The following is a 19,209-nucleotide window of genomic DNA, read 5'->3' as shown; positions in this document are numbered from 1 at the left end:
TCCTCAGGACGGGCGATCGGACGGGGTGGCGGCGGCGGGCCGGGTGAGCCGGCGGCCGAAGGGCTCGGCCGAGACGTCCACCGCGCGGCCGCGCAGCCAGGTGGTGCGGACCGCGCCGGTCAGCGTCCGGCCCGCGTACGGGGTCACGGGGTTGCGGTGGTGCAACTCGCGGGGGTGGACGGCGAATTCGCCGTCGGGGTCGAAGGCGACCAGGTCGGCGTCGCAGCCCGCCGCGATGGCGCCCTTGACCCCGGTGAGGCCGACGAGTTCGGCCGGTCCGGCGGACATCCAGCGGACCACGTCGGCGAGGCCGTGGCCGCGGCGGCGGGCTTCGGTCCAGATCGCCGGCAGGCCCAGCTGCAGGGAGGCGATGCCGCCCCAGGCGGCCGCGAAGTCACCGCTGCCGCCGTACTCGGGCAGCAGCTTGAGGTCAGGGGTGGAGGGCGAGTGGTCGGAGACCACGGCGATGAACTCGCCGTCCGCCAGGGCCTGCCAGAGCAGGTCGCGGTTGGTCTCGTCGCGGATCGGCGGGCAGCACTTGAAGGCGGTGCCGCCGTCCGGCACCTGCTCGGCCGCCAGGGTCAGGTAGTGCGGGCAGGTCTCGGCGGTGACCTGGACGCCGTCCTCGCGGGCCTGGCGCAGCAGCGGCAGCACGGCGGCGGAGGAGACGTGCAGGATGTGGACGCGGGCGCCGGTGCGCCGGGCGGTGTCGAGCAGGACGGCGACGGCGACGGTCTCCGCGTCGGCGGGGCGGGAGGCGAGGAAGTCGCGGTAGTGGACGCCGGGTTGCTGCGGGGCGGCGGCCAGCACGGCCGGGTCCTCGGCGTGGATGATCGCCAGCGCCCCGAGCCGGGCCTGCTCGGCCAGCGCGGCCTCCAGGTCCGCGGCCTCGACGTGCGGGAACTCGTCGACGCCGGAGGGGGCGAGGAAGCTCTTGAAGCCGAACACGCCGGCCTCGTGCAGCGGCGCGAGGTCCGGGACGTTGCCGGGGACGGCGCCGCCCCAGAAACCGAGGTCGACCCAGGCCTGGCCGTCCGCGGTCTTCCGCTTGGCGGCCAGGCCCTCCAGCGTGGTGGTGGGCGGGACGGAGTTGAGCGGCATGTCGATGATCGTGGTGACGCCGCCGGCCGCGGCGGCCCGGGTGGCGGTGGCGAAGCCCTCCCACTCGGTGCGGCCGGGCTCGTTGACGTGCACGTGGGTGTCGACCAGGCCGGGCAGCAGGGCGGTGTCGCCGAGGTCGGCGAGGCCGCCGTCGCCGTCGGGCCGGTCGCCCGCGAGGAGCGAGCCGTACGCGGCGACCTGCTCGATCTTCCCGTCCCGGATCAGCACGTCGGCGGGGCGCTCACCGTCGGGCAGGACCACCCGTCGGGAGCGGATCACCGCTGGCTGGCTGAAAGGCATGGGAGACCTCCGAAACCTGGAAGTTGGGGGTGGGCGCCGGGCAGGAACCGGGAGGGGAACCGGGAGAGAGCCGGGCGGGGAAGCGAAGGATTGCCGGGAGCCTAGGCCCGCCTTCAACAAAACGTCAATGGAGGAACGTACGAGGGAAACGCACGGGGGATCCGCGCGCCCCGTCGGCACGGGGGATCAGCCCGAGATCAGCCGGACAGCAGCTCGCCCGCCAGCCGTTCCCCCGCGACCTCGGCCAGCTCGCCGGCCTTGGTCATGCTGTCCCCCGGCTGCTCCGCAAGGTCGGTGAGGGCGATCGCGGCGGCGAACCCGGCGGCCCGCCACTCGGGCTCGGACAGCTCCAGCCGCCCCGCCACGGCAGCCACCCGAACCCCCGCCCGGGCGGCCGCCGAGGCAACGCCGGCGGGGGCCTTGCCGTGGAGCGTCTGCGCGTCCAGACAGCCCTCGCCGGTCACGACGAGGCGTGCCCCACGCACGGCCTCGTCGAAACCCAGCAGTTCGAGCAGCAGCTCGATACCGGGTCGCATGGTGGCGCCGAGCAGCGCGAGGGCGGCGAAGCCCACCCCGCCGGCGGCCCCGGCGCCGGGGGCGTCGCGCACGTCCCGTCCGGTGGCCAGGGCGACCTGGTCGGCGAAGCGGGTCAGGCCCTCCTCCAGGATCACCAGGTCGTCGCCGTCGGCGCCCTTCTGCGGGCCGTAGACGGCGGTGGCGCCGCGCGGGCCGAGCAGCGGGTTGTCCACGTCGCAGGCCACGACGATCTCGACGCCTGCCAGTACGTCGGCCAGCGGGCCGAGCTCGATCCGGTCGAGCCTGCGCAACGCGGCTCCGCCGGGGGGCAGTTCGGCGCCATCCGCGTCGAGCAGGCGGGCCCCGAGGGCCTGGACCATGCCCGCGCCGCCGTCGGTGCAGGCGCTGCCGCCGAGGCCGAGCACGATCCGCTTGGCGCCGAGCGCCACGGCCCGGCCGATCAGCTGGCCGACGCCGTAGGAGCCGGCCGCGAGCGGGGCGGTGCGTCCGCCCGGGAGCCGGGCGAGACCGGAGGACTGCGCCAGCTCGACCACGGCGGTGTCGCCCCGCACGGCCAGCGCGGCGTCCACCGGCAGGCCGGTCGGGCCGGCCACCTTGGCCGGGACGCGGGTGAAGCCGGCCGCGAGCGCGGCGGCCAGGGTGCCCTCGCCGCCGTCGGCGACGGGCAGTTCGCGCACCTCGACGCCGGGCGCGGCGCGCCGGACGCCGGCGGCGATCCGGGCGGCGACCTCGGCACCCTCCAGGGTGCCCTTGAACTTGTCGGGAGCTACGACCACATGGCCCTGGTGGGGGGTGACGGGCATGGTGCGGTCCTCACTTCCGTACGGGGTCTGGCGATGTTTCGACAGCCTGTGCCAAGCATGGGCCCGGGTGCACCTGGGGTGCGACCCCCCGTCAGGAGAAACGCCCCCGGCCGGGAGATGCGCCTCCCGCCGGGAGGGTGCGACTCCCGCCGGGAGGTGCGGCCCCCTCCCCGCCGTTCCCCTCGTCCCGCTTCCGACGTACGAGAGGCTCCCCTCGGCGGGGAGGGGGCCAGGCGAGGCGTACCGGCACGACCGAAGTGCCCCCGGCAGGGGAGTACGCATCACCGGCTGGATCGACCGGCGGGCGGGCGGATGAGCCCCGGCCCGCCCGCCGGTCGGGTCTGGCCTCCTGGTGGCGCGGGCACGACCGGATGAGGTACACGCCACCAGGAGGAGTTCACGGGGGCCCGAGGAGCCCCGGGGCCTACTTGACCTCGCGGCCCGAGAGGCGCTCGACGCCGCGCAGCAGCGCCGAGTGGTCGAGCGAGCCGTCGCCGTTGGCGCGGGCGGAGGCGACCAGCTGGGCCACCACGGCGCCGACCGGCAGCGCGGCGCCCACGGCGCGGGCGGCCTCGGTGACGATGCCCATGTCCTTGTGGTGCAGGTCGATCCGGAAGCCGGGGGCGAACTCGCGGTCGACCATGTTCGCCTTCTTGCGGTTCAGCACGGTCGAACCGGCCAGGCCGCCACCGAGCACGTCCAGCGCGGCGGGCAGGTCGACGCCGGCGTTCTCCAGGAACACCACGGCCTCGGCGAGCACCTGGATGTTGACGGCGACGATCAGCTGGTTGGCGGCCTTGACGGTCTGGCCGGCGCCGGACGGCCCGACGTGGATGACCGTGGTGCCCAGGACGTCGAACAGCGGCTTGGCCTCGGCGAAGTCCTCGGCGGCACCGCCGACCATGATCGACAGCACCGCCTCGACGGCGCCGGCCTCACCACCGGAGACCGGGGCGTCCAGGGTGCGCACGCCCTTCTCCTTGGCGGCCGCCTCGACCTTCTGGGAGGTCTGCGGGGTGATCGAGGACATGTCGATCACGAGGGTGCCGGGCCTGGCGTTCTCCAGCACGCCGCCCTCGCCCAGGATGGCCTGCTCGACGTGCGGGCCGGCCGGGACCATGGTGATGACGACCTCGGCGTCCTTCACCGCGTCCGCGATGCTGGTGGCGCCGTGACCGCCGGCCGCGACCAGGGCGTCGATCGGCGGCTGGGTGAGGTTGTAGCCGGTGACGTGGTGGCCGGCCTTGACCAGGTTGGCGGCCATCGGGCTGCCCATGATGCCGAGGCCGATGAAGGCGATCTTGCGGCTCATCGCGTCGTTCCTTACGTCGTTCGTGGGGTGGGGGGTGGTGGGCCGGGCTTTGCTCGGCGGCGTGCGGCCCGCCTGCTCGGCGGCAGCGCAGGGCCCGCCTGCTCGGCGCCTGCCCAGCGCCTGCTCAGCGGCTACTCGGCGGCGCGGTGCTCGCGCGGCAGCCACCCGAAGCTGTCGGCGCTGACGCCGGTGGAGGGGCGGTACTCCAGGCCGATCGGGCCGGTGTAGCCGGCGGCGGTGAGCCGGGCGAAGAGGTCCTCGAAGTCCAGTCCACCGGTGCCGGGCTCGTTGCGGCCCGGGTTGTCGGCGATCTGCACGTGGCCGAACCGGTCGGCGTAGGCGTCGATGACGGCCGGCAGGTCCTCGCCGTTCCTGGCCAGGTGGTACAGGTCGCAGAGGAACTTCGCGTTGCCCAGGCCGGTGGCCGCGTTGACCTTGTCGACCACCTCGACCGCGGCGGCCGCGGAGACCAGCGGGTAGTCCGGGGACTCCGCCGCGTTGAGGGCCTCGATCAGCAGGATCGCGCCGATCTCGTGCGCGGCCCCGGCGGCGAGCACCAGGTTCTCCAGCGCGAGGGCGTCCTGCTCGGCGGCCTCGACGCCTTCGATCCGGTTGCCGTACAGCGCGTTGAGCGCCTTGGCACCGAGCGAGGCGGCGAGCCCCGCGGCGACCGGGACGTTGGCCCGGAAGCGGTCCTGCTCGGAGGGCACCGAGACGGTGCCGCGGGCCCCGAGGGTGAGGTCGTCCAGGAAGTTGAGGCCGGTGAGCCGTACGCCCGCGTCGCCGAAGGCCTTGCGGAGGGTGTCCAGCTCGGCCTCGGACGGGGTGGGCTCGGCGCCGAAGGGCCACCACAGCTCGGCGGCGGTGAAACCGGCGGCAGCGGCCGCGGCGGGACGCTCCAGCAGCGGCAGTTCGCCGAACAGGATCGACAGGTTGACCGTGAAGCTGTGCCGGGAAGCGGCCGTCACGTCACTCACCTCTCACTCTCTTCCGAGATCCGCAACTTCCACGATCCGGAAGAGGGATTCTGCGTGGTGGAAGCATCTCCGGCTCGGCGAGCGGGTGTCAAGACCGCCACAACGTTTTGTTGAAGAAGTCCGGGCGTGAACCCGGACCCCCCTCCCGCCGGCACCGCGACCGCCGGATCGACCGACCCCCGCCCGCCCGCCCCGGCGCTCGCTACAGTGAGCACGTGCGATTGATGGTGGAGTTCACGACAGAACCGTTCGAACTGGACACGTTCCCCGAGCACGCCGCGGCGGCCCGCCAGGTCGTCGACGAGGCCGGCCTGGCCGTCTCGGTCGGCCCCTTCGGGACCGGCGCCGAGGGCGAGGCCGACCAGGTGCTCGCCGCGGTGACCAAGCTGCTCCGGGAAACCCTGACCGCGGGTGCGACCCGGATCTCGGTCCAGGTCAGCGTGCTCGGCGAGGAGGGCGGCACGCCGTGACCGAGCACGTGGAACACCCGCTCGCCCTGGCGATCAAGCCGCTGCTGGACGCCGTCGGCGCGACGCCCGTCCGACTGGACGAGGCGAAGTCCGAGGACGTCGTCCTGGAGTGGGAGGGCACCCCGGCGCTCGCCGTCCGGCTGCCGCACCTGAGCAGCGCCCTGGACCGCCTGCTGGCCGAGATGGCCCGCCAGTTCGACGGCCGCCCGCTGGCCGAGCTGGACCGCGGGGAGAAGCAACGGGTCGTCGCCCTCCTGGAGGAGCGCGGCGCCTTCACCGTCCGCCACGGGGTCGAGACGGTCGCCTCGGCGCTCGGCGTCAGCCGGTTCACGGTGTACAACTACCTCAACCGCCAGGACGGCTCGAAGCCCTCCTGACCCCGGTCGATCCCCCGGTCGACTCCTCCAGGACCTCCTCCCTGCGAAAACCTTCCGGACGGGCGGACCCCGCCGGCGCGGCCAGTCCGAACCAGCCCCCGGCGGGGCGCACTTGGCGAATCGCACACGAATCGCGCCGGCAACGGCGGCCGGTTCAAAACGTAACCACCAACCGTTCAACAAAGTGTTGACGGCCGGGTGGGGCGGATCTAGCTTGTGCGGGTGGCACCACTCTTCAGGAGGTCCACCCGTGACCAACCACCCCCACACCCTTGACGCCCTGGCCGCGGCCGACACCGCGGACCTGGAAGCCGTTCTGCTGGAGGTCTGCTCCAGCCCCCACTGGGCCGCCGACGTCGCGCGGGCCAGGCCCTGGCCCGACCGGGAGTCCCTGCTCACCGCCAACGCGGCGGCCGTGGCCGGGCTGACGGTCGCCGACCTGCACGACGCGATGGCCGGCCACGCCCGGATCGGCAAGCCCAGGACCGGCGACACCACCTCGCAGCGGGAGCAGGCCGGCATCCGGGGCGTGGACCAAGCCCTCCTCGACGAACTGCACGAGGCCAACGCCGCCTACGAGGCCAAGTTCGGCCACGTGTTCCTGATCTGCGCGACCGGCCGCACCGCGGCCACCATGCTCGCCGCCCTGCGCGAGCGCCACCCCAACGACGCCGCCACCGAGGCGGAGATCGTCCGGGGCGAACTGCGCAAGATCAACGACATTCGGCTCAATCGTCTGCTCGACGCGTCCTGACAGGCCCTGGCGGGTCCTGGCGGGCCCCGACGGGCAGATCCTGACGGATCGTTAGCATATGTTGACGAATGATCACTTCTGCCATCAGTAAGGTCACTTCACCCATGACTGGCATCTCCACCCACGTGCTCGACACCAGCCTCGGCCGCCCGGCCGAGGGCGTCCCGGTCGAGCTCGCACTGCACACCGAGGGTGGCTGGCAGGTGCTCGGCACCTCCGCCACGGACTCCGACGGCCGGGTCAAGGACCTGCCGGCCGTGGAGGCGGGCTCGGTCGTCCGGCTGCTCTTCGACACCCGCGCCTACCACGCGCTCAAGTCCGCGGAGCCGCCGTTCTTCCCCGAGGTCTCGATCGTCTTCACGGTCGCGCCCGCGCAGCACCACTACCACGTGCCGCTGCTGCTCAACCCGTTCGGATACTCGGTCTACCGCGGAAGCTAGTAGACCGACCTGGAAGCCCTAGGAGCCACGTCATGGCCCACGTGCTCGGTCAGAACCAGTACGGCAAGGCGGAGAACCGCATCGTGCGGGTCTACCGCGACTCCACCCGGCACGAGATCAAGGACCTGAACGTCTCGGTCTCCCTCCGGGGCGAGTTCGAGGACGTCCACCTCACCGGGTCGAACGCCAACTGCCTCCCCACCGACACCACCAAGAACACCGTGTACGCCTTCGCCAAGGAGCACGGGATCGAGTCGGCCGAGGCCTTCGGCATCATCCTGGCCCGCCACTTCGTCGACGACACCGAGCGCGGCGTCGTGCACAGCGCCCGGATCCGGATCGAGGAGTACGCCTGGGACCGGATCAAGACGCCGGACAACTCGGCCCGCTTCATCGGCTCGGAGGAGGTCGGCCACTCCTTCGTCCGCAACGGCCAGGAGACCCGCACCACCGAGATCGTCTACGACGGCGAGACCGTCCAGGTCATCTCCGGCCTCAAGGACCTCGTCGTCATGAACTCCACCAACTCGGAGTTCTGGGGCTACATCAAGGACAAGTACACCACCCTGCAAGAGGCGTACGACCGCATCCTCGCCACCCAGGTCACCGCCCGCTGGAAGTACGGCTACGACGGCCGGGACGGCGAGGCCCAGCCCAACTGGAACCGCTCCTACACCCACGTGCGGCGGCACCTGCTGGAGGCCTTCGCCGAGACCTACTCCTACTCGCTGCAGCAGACCCTGCACTCGATGGGCACCCGGGTCCTCAACAACCGCGCCGAGGTGGACGAAGTCCGCCTGGAGCTGCCCAACAAGCACCACTTCCTCGTCGACCTGGAGCCCTTCGGCCTCAAGAACGACAACGAGGTCTACTACGCCGCCGACCGGATGTACGGCCTCATCGAGGGCACCGTGCACCGCGAGGGCGTCGTCCCGGTCATCCCCGTCGCCTGACCGCCCCACCCCAATGGGCACCGCCCGGAGTCGCCGCACCCGCCGGCCCCCGAACGCCGGCCGCGTCCGGGCGGACAGCAGTACCCGCACCACCAGCACCACCGGTTCCACCAGTTTCTCCACCCCCACCCACCGGAGTTCGTGTCTGCCTCGCGGCGGCCGGCCCGGGGCACTGGAGAAGCGCCCCGAGGGACTCCTGCACCGCCGTCCCGCCCTCGGGGCACCTCCAGCGCCGCGGGCGCGCCGGGAGTCACGGGCACAAGAGGGGCTCGACATGGCACCCAGCGACACCAGCAGTAAAGACGGCGGTTCCACCCCGGAAAGAACCTCTGGCCCGGACGGCACGTCGGCGCACCTCCCCGGTGAGCCGTCCGGGCCCGGAACCCACCCCGTGGACGAGTTGCTGCCCCCGGTGAAGCTCTTCTCCACCGGACTCCAGCACGTCGCCGCTATGTACGCGGGAGTCGTCGCACCCCCGCTCATCGTCGGCGCCGGCGTCGGGCTCTCCCCCGCCGAACTCGCCCTGCTCATCTCGGCCAGCCTGTTCACCGCCGGACTGGCCACCCTGCTCCAGACCCTCGGCATCTGGAAGATCGGCGCGCGACTGCCGTTCGTCAACGGCGTCTCCTTCGCGGGAGTCGCGCCCATGATCGCCATAGCCAAGGAGCACGGCCCGAAGGACGCCCTCCCGGTGATCTTCGGAGCGGTGATCGTCGCGGGGATCCTGTGCTTCCTCGCGGCACCGTACTTCTGCAAGCTCATCCGGTTCTTCCCCCCGGTCGTCCAGGGCACCGTGATCACCCTCATCGGGGTGTCCCTGCTTCCGGTGGCGGTCAACTGGGCGCGCGGCGGCTCGCCGGGCGCCCCCGGATACGGCTCCATGCGGGCCGTCGGGCTCGCCGCGATCACCCTCGTCGCGGTGGTGCTCTGCAACCGGCTGCTGCGCGGCTTCTGGCAGCAGCTCTCGTTGCTCATCGGCCTGGCGCTCGGCACCCTGATCGCCTTCCCGCTGGGCCTGGCCGACTTCGGCGCGGTCAAGGACGCGAAGGTCTTCGCGCTCCCCTCCCCGTTCCACTTCGGCGCGCCCGTCTTCGACGCCGCCGCGATCGTCTCGATGTGCATCGTCATGGTGGTCGCCATGACCGAGTCCACCGCCGACATGCTCGCCCTGGGCAAGATCGTCGAGCGCGAGGCCGACGAACCCACGCTCGCCGCCGGCCTGCGGGCCGACGGACTGGCCACCGCGCTCAGCCCCGTCTTCAACGGCTTCGCCGCCAGCGCCTTCGCCCAGAACATCGGGCTGGTGGCGCTGACCAAGATCCGCAGCCGCTTCGTGGTCGCGGCCGGCGGCGGCATCCTGATCCTGCTCGGGCTCTTCCCCGTGCTCGGGTCGCTCGTCTCCCTGGTACCGCAGCCCGTCCTGGGCGGCGCCGGGATCGTGCTCTTCGGCACCGTCGCGGCGAGTGGCATCCGCACCCTCGCGGAGGCTGGGATGGAGTCCAGCTCGAACACCATCCTGGTGTCCGTGTCGCTCGGCGTCGGCATCATCCCCATCGCGGTACCGACCTTCTACGACTCCTTCCCGGAGGCCGTCCGGACCCTGATGCACTCCGGGATATCGGTCGGCTGCGTGATGGCCGTCCTGCTCAACCTGCTCTTCCACCACGCCGGAGCCGCCCGCCGGACCAGGTCCGGCAAGACCTCCGGCGCGACGGTGCCGACGGCGACACCGTCCTGACCGGCCCGGGAGGGGCACACGCCGCGCGGCGCACGCCCCTCCCGGCCCTCCCCCATAGGAGTGACACCATGGCAGTCCAGCCCCCACCCGCCGACCAGCGGATCGTCATCGAGAACGTCGCGATCGCCACCGTCGACGCCGACGACACCGAGTACGCCCGCGGCCACGTGGTCGTCCTCGGCAACACGATCGAGTCGGTCGGCGACGGACCCGCCCCGCAGTGGCTGGACAACGTGGTGCGCCGGATCAACGGCGAGGGCCACCTGATCACCCCCGGCCTGGTCAACACCCACCACCACTTCTACCAGTGGATCACCCGCGGCCTCGCCCAGAACGACATCCTGTTCGACTGGCTCGTCGCCCTCTACCCGACCTGGGCCCGGATCGACGAGAAGCTCGTCCACGCCGCCAGCCAGGGCTCCGCCGCCGCCCTCCTCAAGTCCGGCTGCACCACCGCCTCCGACCACCACTACGTCTTCCCCGAGGACGGCGGCGACGTCCTCGGCGCCTCCATCGAGGCCGTCCGGGAGCTCGGCCTGCGGTTCACGGCGCTGCGCGGCTCCATGGACCGCGGCAAGAAGGACGGCGGCCTCCCGCCGGACCACGCGGTCGAGGCGCTCGACGACATCCTCACCGCCTCCGAGGCCGCCGTGGACACCTACCACGACTCCTCCTTCGGCTCGATGCTGCACATCGCCATCGCGCCCTGCTCGCCGTTCTCGGTCTCCACCGACCTGCTCCGCCAGTCCGCCGAACTCGCCCGCCGCAAGGGCGTCCGGCTGCACACCCACGGCTCGGAGACCGCCGAGGAGGAGCAGTTCTGCAAGGAACTGTTCGGCATGGGCCCGACCGACTACTTCGAGTCCGTCGGCTGGCTCGGCGAGGACGTCTGGATGGCGCACTGCGTCCACATGAACGACTCCGACATCGCCAAGTTCGCCGAGACCGGCACCGGCGTGGCCCACTGCCCCTCCTCCAACGCCCGGCTGGCCGCCGGGATCGCCCGCGTCCCCGACATGCTCAGGGCCGGCGTCCCGGTCGGCCTCGGCGTCGACGGCACCGCCTCCAACGAGTCCGGCGAACTCGGCACCGAGCTGCGCAACGCCCTGCTGATCAACCGTCTGCACGGGTCCCCGGCCGCCCTCACCGGCCGCCAGGCGCTGCGGCTGGGCACCATGGGCGGCGCCCGGGTACTCGGCCGCCAGGACGAGATCGGCTCGATCGAGGTCGGCAAGCTCGCCGACCTCGCGCTGTGGAAGATCGACGGCGTCCTGCACTCCTCCATCGCCGACCCGGTCGCCGCCCTCACCTTCGGCGCCCTGCCGCCGCTGGCCGTGCTGTTCGTCAACGGCAACGCCGTCGTCGAGAAGGGCCAGCTGACCACCGTCGACGAGGACCGGATCGCCCGCGCCTGCGCCCGCGCCGCCAAGGAGCTCGCCGCCCGGCCGCTCTGACGCGCCGCTCCTCCTCCACCCCTGAACTCCGGGCCGCCCAGGGACGGTGCGTGACCCGGACTCCGCAACCCGGCCTTCCCGGCCGGCGCGCGGACCGCAGCCCCGGACCCACGGCGAGGGTCCGGGGCTGCGGCGTGCCCGGGGGCGGGTGACGAGTGACGGATAACAGCGAACAGATAACAGCTGACGAAAGTTGTCATCTGTTATCTGTTCGCTGAAATCTGTTCGCTGAAATCTGTTCGCCGTGATTCGCTTGCTGTGATCCGTTCGCCGTGGTGCGTCCGCCGCTACGCGCCCGGTCTCAGGCGGTGCGCCCGAGCGAGCCGAGGTAGGCGCGCCAGCCCCCGTGGTGGGTGATCTCGCGGTGCACCCCCCGCTCCACCTCGCCGCGGGCGAGCAGCATCGACAGGCAGGCGGAGCCGTCGTCGAGCTTGATGACGCCGAGCTCCAACTCCCGCGGCTCGCCGGGGAGGATGACGTCGCGCAGGTGCTCCAGGGTGATCTCGTAGAGCTCGCCCTCGATGGCGGTGTCGACCGCCGGATCGGCGAGCAGGCCCGGGCAGACGTCGTCGATCGAGAAGAAGCGGTAGCCGGGGGCCGTCCGGGCCGGGCCGACCAGCGAGTCGGCGACCTTGGCGTGGAACGGTCCGCCGACCATGGCCTGGCCGTTGAAGAAGATGCGGGGCACGGTTGAACTCCTTACCGGGTACCGGGAAAAAGCCGTTCCGCACGGCGACGGGAGGACAGGTGGAATCGTCGCCGCACGGAACGGAGCAATGGGCCGGCGGGACCGCTACAGCCTGGCAGGCGGCAGCGGCGGCGCCGGCGGATGGATTGGGGGCTCAGCCCAGCAGGGGAAGCGCGGGGAGGGTCAGGAAGTCCGCGAACTCCTCGGCCAGGGCGACCTGTTCGAAGAGCTGGGCGGCCTCGCGCCAGCGGCCGCCGGCGTACGCGTCCGCACCCAGCTCGGCCAGGAGTTCGGCCAACTCCGCGGCGACCAGGGCGCGGACGAGGTCCGCGGTGGCCTTCTCGCCGGTGTCGGACAGGACGACGCCGTTGTGGATCCACTGCCAGATCTGCGAGCGGGAGATCTCCGCGGTGGCGGCGTCCTCCATCATGTTGAAGATGCCGACCGCACCGAGGCCGCGCAGCCAGGCCTCGATGTAGCGGATGCCGACCTGGACGGCGTTGTGCAGCCCCGCGTGGGTGCAACTGCCGCCCGCGCCGGCGATGTCGAGCAACTGGGTCGCGGTGACCGGCTCGGAGGGCCCGGGGTGGTCCTTCTGGTGGGGGCGCCCGCCGAGCACCGCGTCGAAGGAGGCGCGGGCGACCGGCACCAGGTCCGGGTGGGCGACCCAGGAGCCGTCGAAGCCGTTGCCGGCCTCGCGGTCCTTGTCCGCCTTGACCTTCTCCAGGGCGGCGGCGTTGACCTCCGGGTCCCTGCGGCTGGGGATGAACGCGGCCATGCCGCCGATCGCGTGGGCGCCGCGCCTGTGGCAGGTCTGCACCAGCAGGCGGGTGTAGGCGGCCATGAACGGCGAGGCCATGGTGACGCTGTTGCGGTCCGGCAGGACGTACTGCTCGCCGGCGTCGCGGAAGTTCTTGACGATCGAGAACAGGTAGTCCCAGCGCCCGGCGTTGAGGCCGGCCGCGTGGTCGCGCAGCTCGTAGAGGATCTCGTCCATCTCGAACGCGGCGGTGATGGTCTCGATCAGCACGGTGGCGCGGACGGTGCCGTGCGGGATGCCGAGCGCGGCCTGGGCGTGGGTGAACACGTCGTTCCAGAGCCGGGCTTCGAGGTGGCTCTCGGTCTTCGGCAGGTAGAAGTACGGGCCGGAGTTGGGGTCCTCGGCGCCCTTGGCGAGCAGCCGGGCGGCGTTGTGGAAGAAGTACAGGCCGAAGTCGAGGAAGGCTCCGGCGACCGGGGTGCCGTCGACGAGCAGGTGGTTCTCGTCCAGGTGCCAGCCGCGCGGGCGGACCACGACGGTGGCGAGTTCGGCGGCGGGCTTGAGGGCGTACGCCTTTCCGGCGGAGGTGGTGAAGTCGATCCGGCCCTCGAAGGCGTCGATCAGGTTGATCTGGCCGCTGACCACGTTCTCCCAGGTCGGGGAGGTGGCGTCCTCGAAGTCGGCGAGCCAGATCCGTGCGCCGGAGTTGAGGGCGTTGATGACCATCTTGCGGTCGGTGGGGCCGGTGATCTCGACCCGGCGGTCCTGGAGCGCGCGGGGCGCCTCGGCGACCTTCCAGTCGCCGGCCCGGACGTCGGCGGTGTCGGGGAGGAAGTCCAGCGTGCCGGCTCTGGCGATCTCCGCCCGGCGGGCCTTCCGCCCGGCCAGGAGCTCCTGTCGGCGCCCTTCGAAAGCGCGATGGAGGCCGACGACGAAGGCGACCGCCTCCGGAGTGAGCACCTCCTCCGCCCGGTGAACGCGCGGACCGGCGACAGTGACGACCGGAGCAGCGGGGGAGGCGCCGACGGGTCCCTGTTCTGTAGCCATGGGCAGGACACTCCTAAGCGGTTGAGCCTGGCGAAGGGAGCTCCGGTGGGAACTTCCTTGATCGGAACCCGTCTGCCGGCGGATTCGATTCTGTAAGGTGGAGACTAGTTTCCGCGATACAGAATTTCAACGGTTTGTTGATGTGATCGCCGGGACTCTACTCCTCCCCGACAGCGAAGGGAACGCCGGTGGTTTCGACCCCCGACACAGCATCGACGACCAGCCCGGACCGCGCGACCGGCGGCGTGCAATCCGTCGAGCGCGCCTTCCAACTCCTGGAGGCGCTGGCCGACTCCGGCGGCGTGGCCACCCTCAGCGAGCTCTCCGCCAGCTCCGGCCTGCCGATGCCGACCATCCACCGCCTGGTTCGTACCCTCGTCCAGCAGGGCTATGTACGCCAGGACACCGCACGTCGCTACACCCTCGGCCCCCGGCTGATCCGCCTCGGCGAGACGGCCGGCCGGCTGCTCGGCAGCTGGGCCCGCCCCTACCTGGCCGAACTCATGGAGGCCACCGGCGAGACCGCCAACCTGGCGGTGCTGGAGGGCGGCGAGGTGGTGTACGTCGGGCAGGTGCAGTCGCGGCGCTCGATGCGGATGTTCACCGAGGTCGGCCGACGGGTGCAGCCGCACTGCACGGGCGTCGGCAAGGCGCTGCTGGCCCAGCTCCCCGAGGACGAGGCGCGCGCCGTCCTGGGCCCCAACCCGCTGCCCGCGCACACCGAGTACACCGTCACCGACCCGCAGGAACTGCTGCACCAGCTCGCCGAGGCGCGCGAGCGCGGCTACGTGGTCGACGACCAGGAGCAGGAGATCGGCGTCCGCTGCATCGCGCTCGCCGTACCGGGCGCGCCGACGCCCACCGCCCTGTCGGTGTCCGGCCCGGAGGCCCGCATCCGGGCCCTGGAGGAGCAGGCCGGCACGTCCTCGCTGGTGCCGGTGATGCACCACATCGCGACCCGGCTGGGGCAGGTCCTCGCCCCCTGACCCATCGTCACTGCCCGCTTCACGTACGGGAAGTCGACCGGATCGACTTCCCGCACGTGCGCTCCCCCGTTCGGGCGGACGCCGAGCGGGTTGTACCGGCCCCCGGCGCAGGCTCCGCCACCCTGGTGCGGACGCGGCCCGCAACGGCGCGGGCGGCCGGGGCCCCGGGACAGGGTGGACGACGATGACGTACAGGCGTTCGACAATGCGGGGCGGGTCCGGGCAGGGCAGGTCCGGGCAGGCCAGCAGGCTCTGCGGATTCCGCGCGGCCTCGCTCGTCGCCGCGATGGCGGCCGGCTGTTCGGTGGCGACGCTTACCGCCGGCCCGTCCTGGGCGCTGCGGCGGCCCGATCCCCGGCCGGCGGTGGACACGGCAGCCACCACGGCGTCCCGCTCCGATCTGGAGATGGTCCGGCTCGACCCGGACGCCGCCCCGCCCGGCGGCACCACCACCGTCCACGCCTTCATCGCCAACCGAGGCCCGGACACCACCGCCGCACCGTTCACCGTGCTGGTGACGCTGCCTCCCGGGGTCTCCCCGGAGGGCCCGTACTTCCCCGAGGACTGCGAGGTGCGGCTCAACGGCCGGCAGGTGCGCTGTGCCTTCCCGGCCGGACTGCCCCCGCTGCGCAGCGCGACCGCGCTGGTGCCGGTGCGCCTCTCCCCGGACCTGCGGATCGGCAAGCTCACCGGCGGCTCGGTCGCGGTGCGCGGCGCGGACGACCCGGACGAGGGGAACAACCGGCAGCCGTTCGACATCACGGTGGTCGAGACGGCTCCCGGTTCCTGACCCGGAAGCCCCGAAGGCCCTACCGGTACACGCGGACGTAGTCGGCGGCGAAGGTGATCGGGGCGGTGCCCTGCGGCGCCGGGTGGTACTTCCCCGCGCCGACCGACAGGTTGAGGATCAGGTACGCCGACCAGTTGGCGCCGACACCCTTGCCGTCCGAGAACACCTTGGCGCCGTTGACGTACCAGTCCACCGAGGTGGCGCCGTAATAGGTGCCGATGGTCACCCACTGGTCTTTCGCGACGGCGCCGGCGTCGGTGTAGTACTTGGGGTTGCCGGGGTTGACGTGGTTGGTCAGCTCCAGCAGGTTCGGGTTGTCGGGGTGGTACTCGAAGGAGTCGACCTCCCCGTTGCCGTTCTTCCAGGTCCAGAAGGCCGGCCAGGCGCCGGAGCCGGACGGCAGCTTGACCCGGGTCTCGGCGTAGTCGCCGGTCCTGACCTGGAAGCCCTCGCTGGAGCCCTCGGTGGTCAGGAAGCCGGTGTTCCAGGCCTGCTTGCCGTTCTCCAGCGTGGTGGTGCCGGGCGCGGCGGTGAAGGTGGCAACCCCGTTCGCGACGCTGACGTTGTTCTTGTTCAGCAGGTCGAGCTTGTTGTCGTCCGGGTTGTGGTTGCCGTACTTGTACGCGGTGCTCTTGTCGCCGACCCAGCGCGAGCCCCAGCTGATCGGGCCGTTGAACTCGTCGGACCAGGTCAGCGACTTGCCGGCGACCGGGGATGCGGGGGTGCCGGCCGACGGGCTGGCGGTGGCGCTCGGGCTCGGGATGCTCGGGCTGCTCGGGCTACTCGGGCTACTCGTCGGGGTCGGCTTCGCGGTGGGGGTCGCCGTCGCGGTGGGGGTCGGGGTCGCCGTCGGGGTCGGGGCGGGAGTCGGCTTCGTGGTGGGCGCCGGGGTCGGGGGCGGAGTCGGCGCCGGAGTGCTGGAGACCACCAGCTGCTGCGAGGCCAGGTTGTGCCAGGCCCCGCCGAGGTCCTGCCAGAAGCCGAACTGGGTGTACGTCCCGGCCGGCAGGGCGCGTGCGCCGCTGGTGAAGGACAGGCCGCTCGGGCAGATCTGCACGTTGGAGGCGTTGCCCGGGAAGTCGAGGTTCGCACCGCCCGCGTTCCGGACGCCCACGCCGACGGTCTTCGCGGTGAAGCAGGCCGAGGAGTGGAGGGTCAGCGAGGCGGTGGCGGCCTGGTTGGCGACCATGGTCGCCGGGGCGAGCCGGTCCTGGGTGACGGTCGGGGCGGTGGCGGCCTGGGCGCCGGAGACGGCCGGCAGGCCGAGCAGTCCGGCGCCGGTGACGGCGAGCGCTCCGGTGACGGCGAGGGTGGCGTTGCGGCCCCGGTGGGAGGGGCGGGCGTGGCGCGGCGCGCGGCGCCGGGCAGGCTGGTGCATGGCAGTGTCCTCTGCGACGCCTGCGAGGTGAGCTGTCGGATTCGGGCTGAGGCAGCCCGGCCGCCGGTGGAAGCGGCTTCACCCCTAGCCACGGCCCGCACGCGGGAGCGTACGGGCCGGGCGCTGACCTTGGTTCCCCCGCTCCCGTCCGCTGTGGTGCTCGGTTGCCGGCCGGCGGGTGGACAGGACTCGGCGTCCCGGCGGCGGGGGTCCGCGAGGGCGGACGACGGTTGCAGGCTAGGCGGGCCGTCCGTGAACGGACAACCTGCCCGGGCCGGTTGTCGCACAGGTCACAGTGGTGTCGATCAACGACGCTGCGTGGTGGATCAGTTGGGACGGATCAGCGGAGCCGTCGAGCTGCCGAACGACGGATCGGCGAATCGACGGGTCACGGGTCCACGGGTCACGGGTCCACGGGTCCACGGGTCCACGGGTCAAGCGAGCCAGTTGTCGACCTGGCTCTCGGCCTCCGGCGCCCAGGCGAGTTCCAGGTGGTTGAGGCCGGTGAGCAGCCGGGTGCCGCCGATCGTCGCGATGCCGGTGGTGTCCAGGGCGCTCGCGGTGAACACGATGCCGTCGCTGGGCCCCCGGTTCTCGTTGAGCACGCCCGGGATGTCGGCGGACCCGCCCGCGAGCAGATAGGTGCGCACCGACGCGGGGACGCCCGCCTGTTGCAGCGGCGCGATCAGCGAACCGGCGTCGATCGCCGCCTGGATGCCCTGGCCGGAGGTGTAGAAGCCCTGGCCGCCGTAGTAGGTGGTCCACCAGTCCTGGGCGGTGCCGTCCACCCCGTACCGGCCGTCCCAGCGGGCGAGCAGCTGGCGCTGGCCCGGGTAGCAGTCGTAACCGCCGGTGGGCAGCACGCCGAGGCAGGGCTGCGCCGTGTAGGTGCCGTAGCAGGTCATGTAGAGGTGCGGGGACGGCGCGTTGGCGGTGCCGCCGCAGGCCGGCCAGCTCGCGAGGTCGAACGACCAGCCGTGCGCGTACACGTAGTCGAGCCCGCCGTTCGGGCCCCCGAGGGTGATCAGGCGGCGCACGTCGCCCGCGTAGGCCCGCCCCCAGGACGGGCGCACCGAGGACACGTACGCCCGGGCGGCGACCTCGCCCTTGCTCCAGGCCACCACGTCCACCTGGGGGACGCCGAGGCGGGCCCGGATCAGCGCGACGGCGTCGCCGACGGCCTGCGCCTGGAGCAGGTTGTCGCCCTGCTTGTGGGCGAAGCCGATGGCGAACACCCGGTGGCCGGTGCCGGCGAGGTACTGGGCGAGGCCGGTGGACGGGCAGGCGGAGGCACCGCAGGTGCCGCTCTCCCCCGGGTTCGCCCAGGCGCGGTCGGCGTTGTCGTTGGCGCCGTGGACCAGCAGCACGGGGGTCGGACGGCTGCCGGTGTCCCAGCCGGTCGCCGAGTACAGCAGGAAGCGGCTGGAGGAGGGCTGGCCGGTGCCGCCGAAGTACGTCCGGCGGGCGCCGTCCTGGTCGCCGCGGCCGTCGGCCGGGTACTGCTCGGTGCGGAAGCCGGGGGTGGTGTCGAGGTAGCGCTCGACCTTGGCCCAGCCGTTGCCGGGGGCGGGGAAGGCGGCTTCGAGGGCGAGCGGGGCGGTGGCCGCCTCGGCGGCGGTCTGGGCAGTGGCGGTCTGGGCGACGGTGGCCTGGGCGGGAGTGGGGGTGCCGAGGAGCAGCGCGGCGAGGGTGAGCAGGAGGGCGGACAACGCGGTGGGGGTGCGTCTGACGGCGGTGGGGGTGTGCCGCACGGGAGTGGGGGTGCGTCTCATGGGGGTGGACGGTAGGACCGGCCGCCGGCGGGCGCCCAGGTGCCCGCCGCACACCGCGCCGGCCTGCGCGGTGGCGGCCGGTGCCGTGGCGCACCGTCCACGGGTGCGCCCACCCGGCTCACCGGGTCGGATAAATTGGAGGTCCGACATCTTCCGCAGTGCACAAGACCGCCGTGCACGGCCCCACAGGAACGAGGTACCGCCCCACCATGACCGCGCCCCTGCCCGCCTTCGCCGGCCGCACCTACCTCTTCCGGGCCGACAACGGCGCGGCCTTCCGCAACACCTACTCGGCCGACGGCAGGCGGCTGCGCTGGGAGGGCCTCGGCGAGTCGGCGGGCCAGTGGGAGGACGTGCGGCTGCACGTCGCCGAGGTGGCGCCGGAGATCTACTTCATCAGCTGGACCGAGGAGAGCGGGATCACCGTCAGCCACGTGATGGACCTCGGCCGGCTGACGGTGCGCGCCTTCTGGACGTACGAGGGCGAGGGCGGCCGGGTCGGCGAGCTGCACACCGGGACGCTGGAGCGGGTGGCCTGAGCCTCACCGCTCCCGCGCCCCCTCGCTGTCCGT

General features: G+C 72.5%; 18 protein-coding genes and 1 riboswitch. Of the genes, 10 read left to right on the top strand and 8 right to left on the bottom strand.

Going from position 1 to position 19,209, the window contains the following annotated elements; all coding sequences use genetic code 11:
* Positions 1-3: 3 nt before the first annotated feature.
* The 4 genes from allB to AB0O19_RS01210 form a co-directional block, all read right to left on the bottom strand.
* Positions 4-1,401, bottom strand: a complete 1,398-nt coding sequence (allB, locus tag AB0O19_RS01225; protein ID WP_363616757.1) for an allantoinase AllB — start codon at positions 1,399-1,401, stop codon at positions 4-6.
* A 197-nt stretch (positions 1,402-1,598) separates the two neighbouring features.
* The gene (locus AB0O19_RS01220) at positions 1,599-2,741 is read right to left on the bottom strand and encodes a glycerate kinase (protein ID WP_363616755.1); all 1,143 of its coding nucleotides are present in this window, start codon (positions 2,739-2,741) and stop codon (positions 1,599-1,601) included.
* A gap of 424 nt (positions 2,742-3,165) precedes the next feature.
* Positions 3,166-4,053: a 2-hydroxy-3-oxopropionate reductase gene (locus tag AB0O19_RS01215; protein WP_363616753.1), complete on the bottom strand. Its 888-nt coding sequence runs from the start codon at positions 4,051-4,053 to the stop codon at positions 3,166-3,168.
* A 131-nt stretch (positions 4,054-4,184) separates the two neighbouring features.
* Entirely contained in the window at positions 4,185-5,030 is an 846-nt protein-coding gene (locus AB0O19_RS01210; RefSeq protein ID WP_363579252.1) for a TIM barrel protein, read from the bottom strand.
* 224 nt (positions 5,031-5,254) lie between these two features.
* On the opposite strand from AB0O19_RS01210, the gene AB0O19_RS01205 reads away from it, so the two are divergent.
* From AB0O19_RS01205 to AB0O19_RS01175, 7 genes are all read left to right on the top strand, one after another.
* Positions 5,255-5,500, top strand: a complete 246-nt coding sequence (locus tag AB0O19_RS01205; RefSeq protein WP_079136014.1) for a thiamine-binding protein — start codon at positions 5,255-5,257, stop codon at positions 5,498-5,500.
* Positions 5,497-5,877, top strand: coding sequence for a helix-turn-helix domain-containing protein (locus AB0O19_RS01200; protein ID WP_363579254.1), 381 nt, complete (start codon positions 5,497-5,499; stop codon positions 5,875-5,877). The genes AB0O19_RS01205 and AB0O19_RS01200 overlap by 4 nt, the downstream gene beginning before the upstream one ends.
* 250 nt (positions 5,878-6,127) lie before the next feature.
* Positions 6,128-6,631 (top strand): 2-oxo-4-hydroxy-4-carboxy-5-ureidoimidazoline decarboxylase, encoded by a 504-nt coding sequence (gene uraD, locus AB0O19_RS01195; protein WP_363616751.1) that lies wholly within the window; start codon positions 6,128-6,130, stop codon positions 6,629-6,631.
* Between the two features lie 104 nt (positions 6,632-6,735).
* The gene (gene uraH, locus AB0O19_RS01190; protein ID WP_363579258.1) at positions 6,736-7,071 is read left to right on the top strand and encodes a hydroxyisourate hydrolase; all 336 of its coding nucleotides are present in this window, start codon (positions 6,736-6,738) and stop codon (positions 7,069-7,071) included.
* Positions 7,072-7,103: 32 nt separating this feature from the next.
* The gene (pucL, locus tag AB0O19_RS01185) at positions 7,104-8,024 is read left to right on the top strand and encodes a factor-independent urate hydroxylase (protein WP_350875324.1); all 921 of its coding nucleotides are present in this window, start codon (positions 7,104-7,106) and stop codon (positions 8,022-8,024) included.
* Between the two features lie 274 nt (positions 8,025-8,298).
* Positions 8,299-9,762, top strand: a complete 1,464-nt coding sequence (locus tag AB0O19_RS01180) for a nucleobase:cation symporter-2 family protein (protein WP_363579260.1) — start codon at positions 8,299-8,301, stop codon at positions 9,760-9,762.
* 68 nt (positions 9,763-9,830) lie between these two features.
* Positions 9,831-11,216, top strand: a complete 1,386-nt coding sequence (locus AB0O19_RS01175; protein ID WP_363616749.1) for an 8-oxoguanine deaminase — start codon at positions 9,831-9,833, stop codon at positions 11,214-11,216.
* Between the two features lie 301 nt (positions 11,217-11,517).
* Here the strand turns inward: AB0O19_RS01175 and AB0O19_RS01170 are convergent, their stop codons facing one another.
* Complete coding sequence (locus tag AB0O19_RS01170) at positions 11,518-11,904, bottom strand: gamma-glutamylcyclotransferase (protein ID WP_363579264.1); 387 nt, start codon at positions 11,902-11,904, stop codon at positions 11,518-11,520.
* Between the two features lie 154 nt (positions 11,905-12,058).
* Complete coding sequence (gene aceB, locus AB0O19_RS01165; RefSeq protein WP_363616747.1) at positions 12,059-13,711, bottom strand: malate synthase A; 1,653 nt, start codon at positions 13,709-13,711, stop codon at positions 12,059-12,061.
* Positions 13,712-13,899: 188 nt separating this feature from the next.
* On the opposite strand from aceB, the gene AB0O19_RS01160 reads away from it, so the two are divergent.
* The gene (locus AB0O19_RS01160) at positions 13,900-14,697 is read left to right on the top strand and encodes an IclR family transcriptional regulator (protein WP_363579268.1); all 798 of its coding nucleotides are present in this window, start codon (positions 13,900-13,902) and stop codon (positions 14,695-14,697) included.
* 184 nt (positions 14,698-14,881) lie between these two features.
* On the top strand, positions 14,882-15,487 hold the full coding sequence (locus AB0O19_RS01155; RefSeq protein WP_363616745.1) for a hypothetical protein: 606 nt from the start codon (positions 14,882-14,884) through the stop codon (positions 15,485-15,487).
* A gap of 19 nt (positions 15,488-15,506) precedes the next feature.
* Here AB0O19_RS01155 and AB0O19_RS01150 read toward each other — a convergent pair whose 3' ends face one another.
* Both AB0O19_RS01150 and AB0O19_RS01145 read right to left on the bottom strand, forming a co-directional pair.
* A complete protein-coding gene (locus tag AB0O19_RS01150; protein WP_363616743.1) occupies positions 15,507-16,865 on the bottom strand; it encodes a glycoside hydrolase family 16 protein in 1,359 nt (452 codons plus the stop codon).
* A gap of 2 nt (positions 16,866-16,867) precedes the next feature.
* Positions 16,868-17,034: riboswitch (cyclic di-AMP (ydaO/yuaA leader) on the bottom strand.
* Between the two features lie 265 nt (positions 17,035-17,299).
* Positions 17,300-18,637, bottom strand: a complete 1,338-nt coding sequence (locus AB0O19_RS01145; protein WP_363616741.1) for a lipase — start codon at positions 18,635-18,637, stop codon at positions 17,300-17,302.
* 209 nt (positions 18,638-18,846) lie between these two features.
* On the opposite strand from AB0O19_RS01145, the gene AB0O19_RS01140 reads away from it, so the two are divergent.
* The gene (locus AB0O19_RS01140; protein ID WP_063349998.1) at positions 18,847-19,176 is read left to right on the top strand and encodes a MoaF N-terminal domain-containing protein; all 330 of its coding nucleotides are present in this window, start codon (positions 18,847-18,849) and stop codon (positions 19,174-19,176) included.
* Positions 19,177-19,209 lie beyond the last annotated feature (33 nt).

Source organism: Kitasatospora sp. NPDC091276 (genome assembly GCF_040684355.1).
GTDB lineage: Bacteria > Actinomycetota > Actinomycetes > Streptomycetales > Streptomycetaceae > Kitasatospora.
The sequence above is the reverse complement of the archived record's forward strand: the minus strand, read 5'-3'. Positions and strand labels throughout refer to the sequence as shown.

Excerpts from the sequence above, each read along its gene's own strand:
- allB (WP_363616757.1), bottom strand. The coding sequence starts at position 1,401 with ATGCCTTTCAGCCAGCCAGCGGTGATCCGCTCCCGACGGGTGGTCCTG.
- AB0O19_RS01220 (WP_363616755.1), bottom strand. The coding sequence starts at position 2,741 with ATGCCCGTCACCCCCCACCAGGGCCATGTGGTCGTAGCTCCCGACAAG.
- AB0O19_RS01215 (WP_363616753.1), bottom strand. The coding sequence starts at position 4,053 with ATGAGCCGCAAGATCGCCTTCATCGGCCTCGGCATCATGGGCAGCCCG.
- AB0O19_RS01205 (WP_079136014.1), top strand. The coding sequence starts at position 5,255 with ATGGTGGAGTTCACGACAGAACCGTTCGAACTGGACACGTTCCCCGAG.
- uraH (WP_363579258.1), top strand. The coding sequence starts at position 6,736 with ATGACTGGCATCTCCACCCACGTGCTCGACACCAGCCTCGGCCGCCCG.
- pucL (WP_350875324.1), top strand. The coding sequence starts at position 7,104 with ATGGCCCACGTGCTCGGTCAGAACCAGTACGGCAAGGCGGAGAACCGC.
- AB0O19_RS01180 (WP_363579260.1), top strand. The coding sequence starts at position 8,299 with ATGGCACCCAGCGACACCAGCAGTAAAGACGGCGGTTCCACCCCGGAA.
- AB0O19_RS01175 (WP_363616749.1), top strand. The coding sequence starts at position 9,831 with ATGGCAGTCCAGCCCCCACCCGCCGACCAGCGGATCGTCATCGAGAAC.
- aceB (WP_363616747.1), bottom strand. The coding sequence starts at position 13,711 with ATGGCTACAGAACAGGGACCCGTCGGCGCCTCCCCCGCTGCTCCGGTC.
- AB0O19_RS01155 (WP_363616745.1), top strand. The coding sequence starts at position 14,882 with ATGACGTACAGGCGTTCGACAATGCGGGGCGGGTCCGGGCAGGGCAGG.
- AB0O19_RS01150 (WP_363616743.1), bottom strand. The coding sequence starts at position 16,865 with ATGCACCAGCCTGCCCGGCGCCGCGCGCCGCGCCACGCCCGCCCCTCC.
- AB0O19_RS01145 (WP_363616741.1), bottom strand. The coding sequence starts at position 18,637 with ATGAGACGCACCCCCACTCCCGTGCGGCACACCCCCACCGCCGTCAGA.
- AB0O19_RS01140 (WP_063349998.1), top strand. The coding sequence starts at position 18,847 with ATGACCGCGCCCCTGCCCGCCTTCGCCGGCCGCACCTACCTCTTCCGG.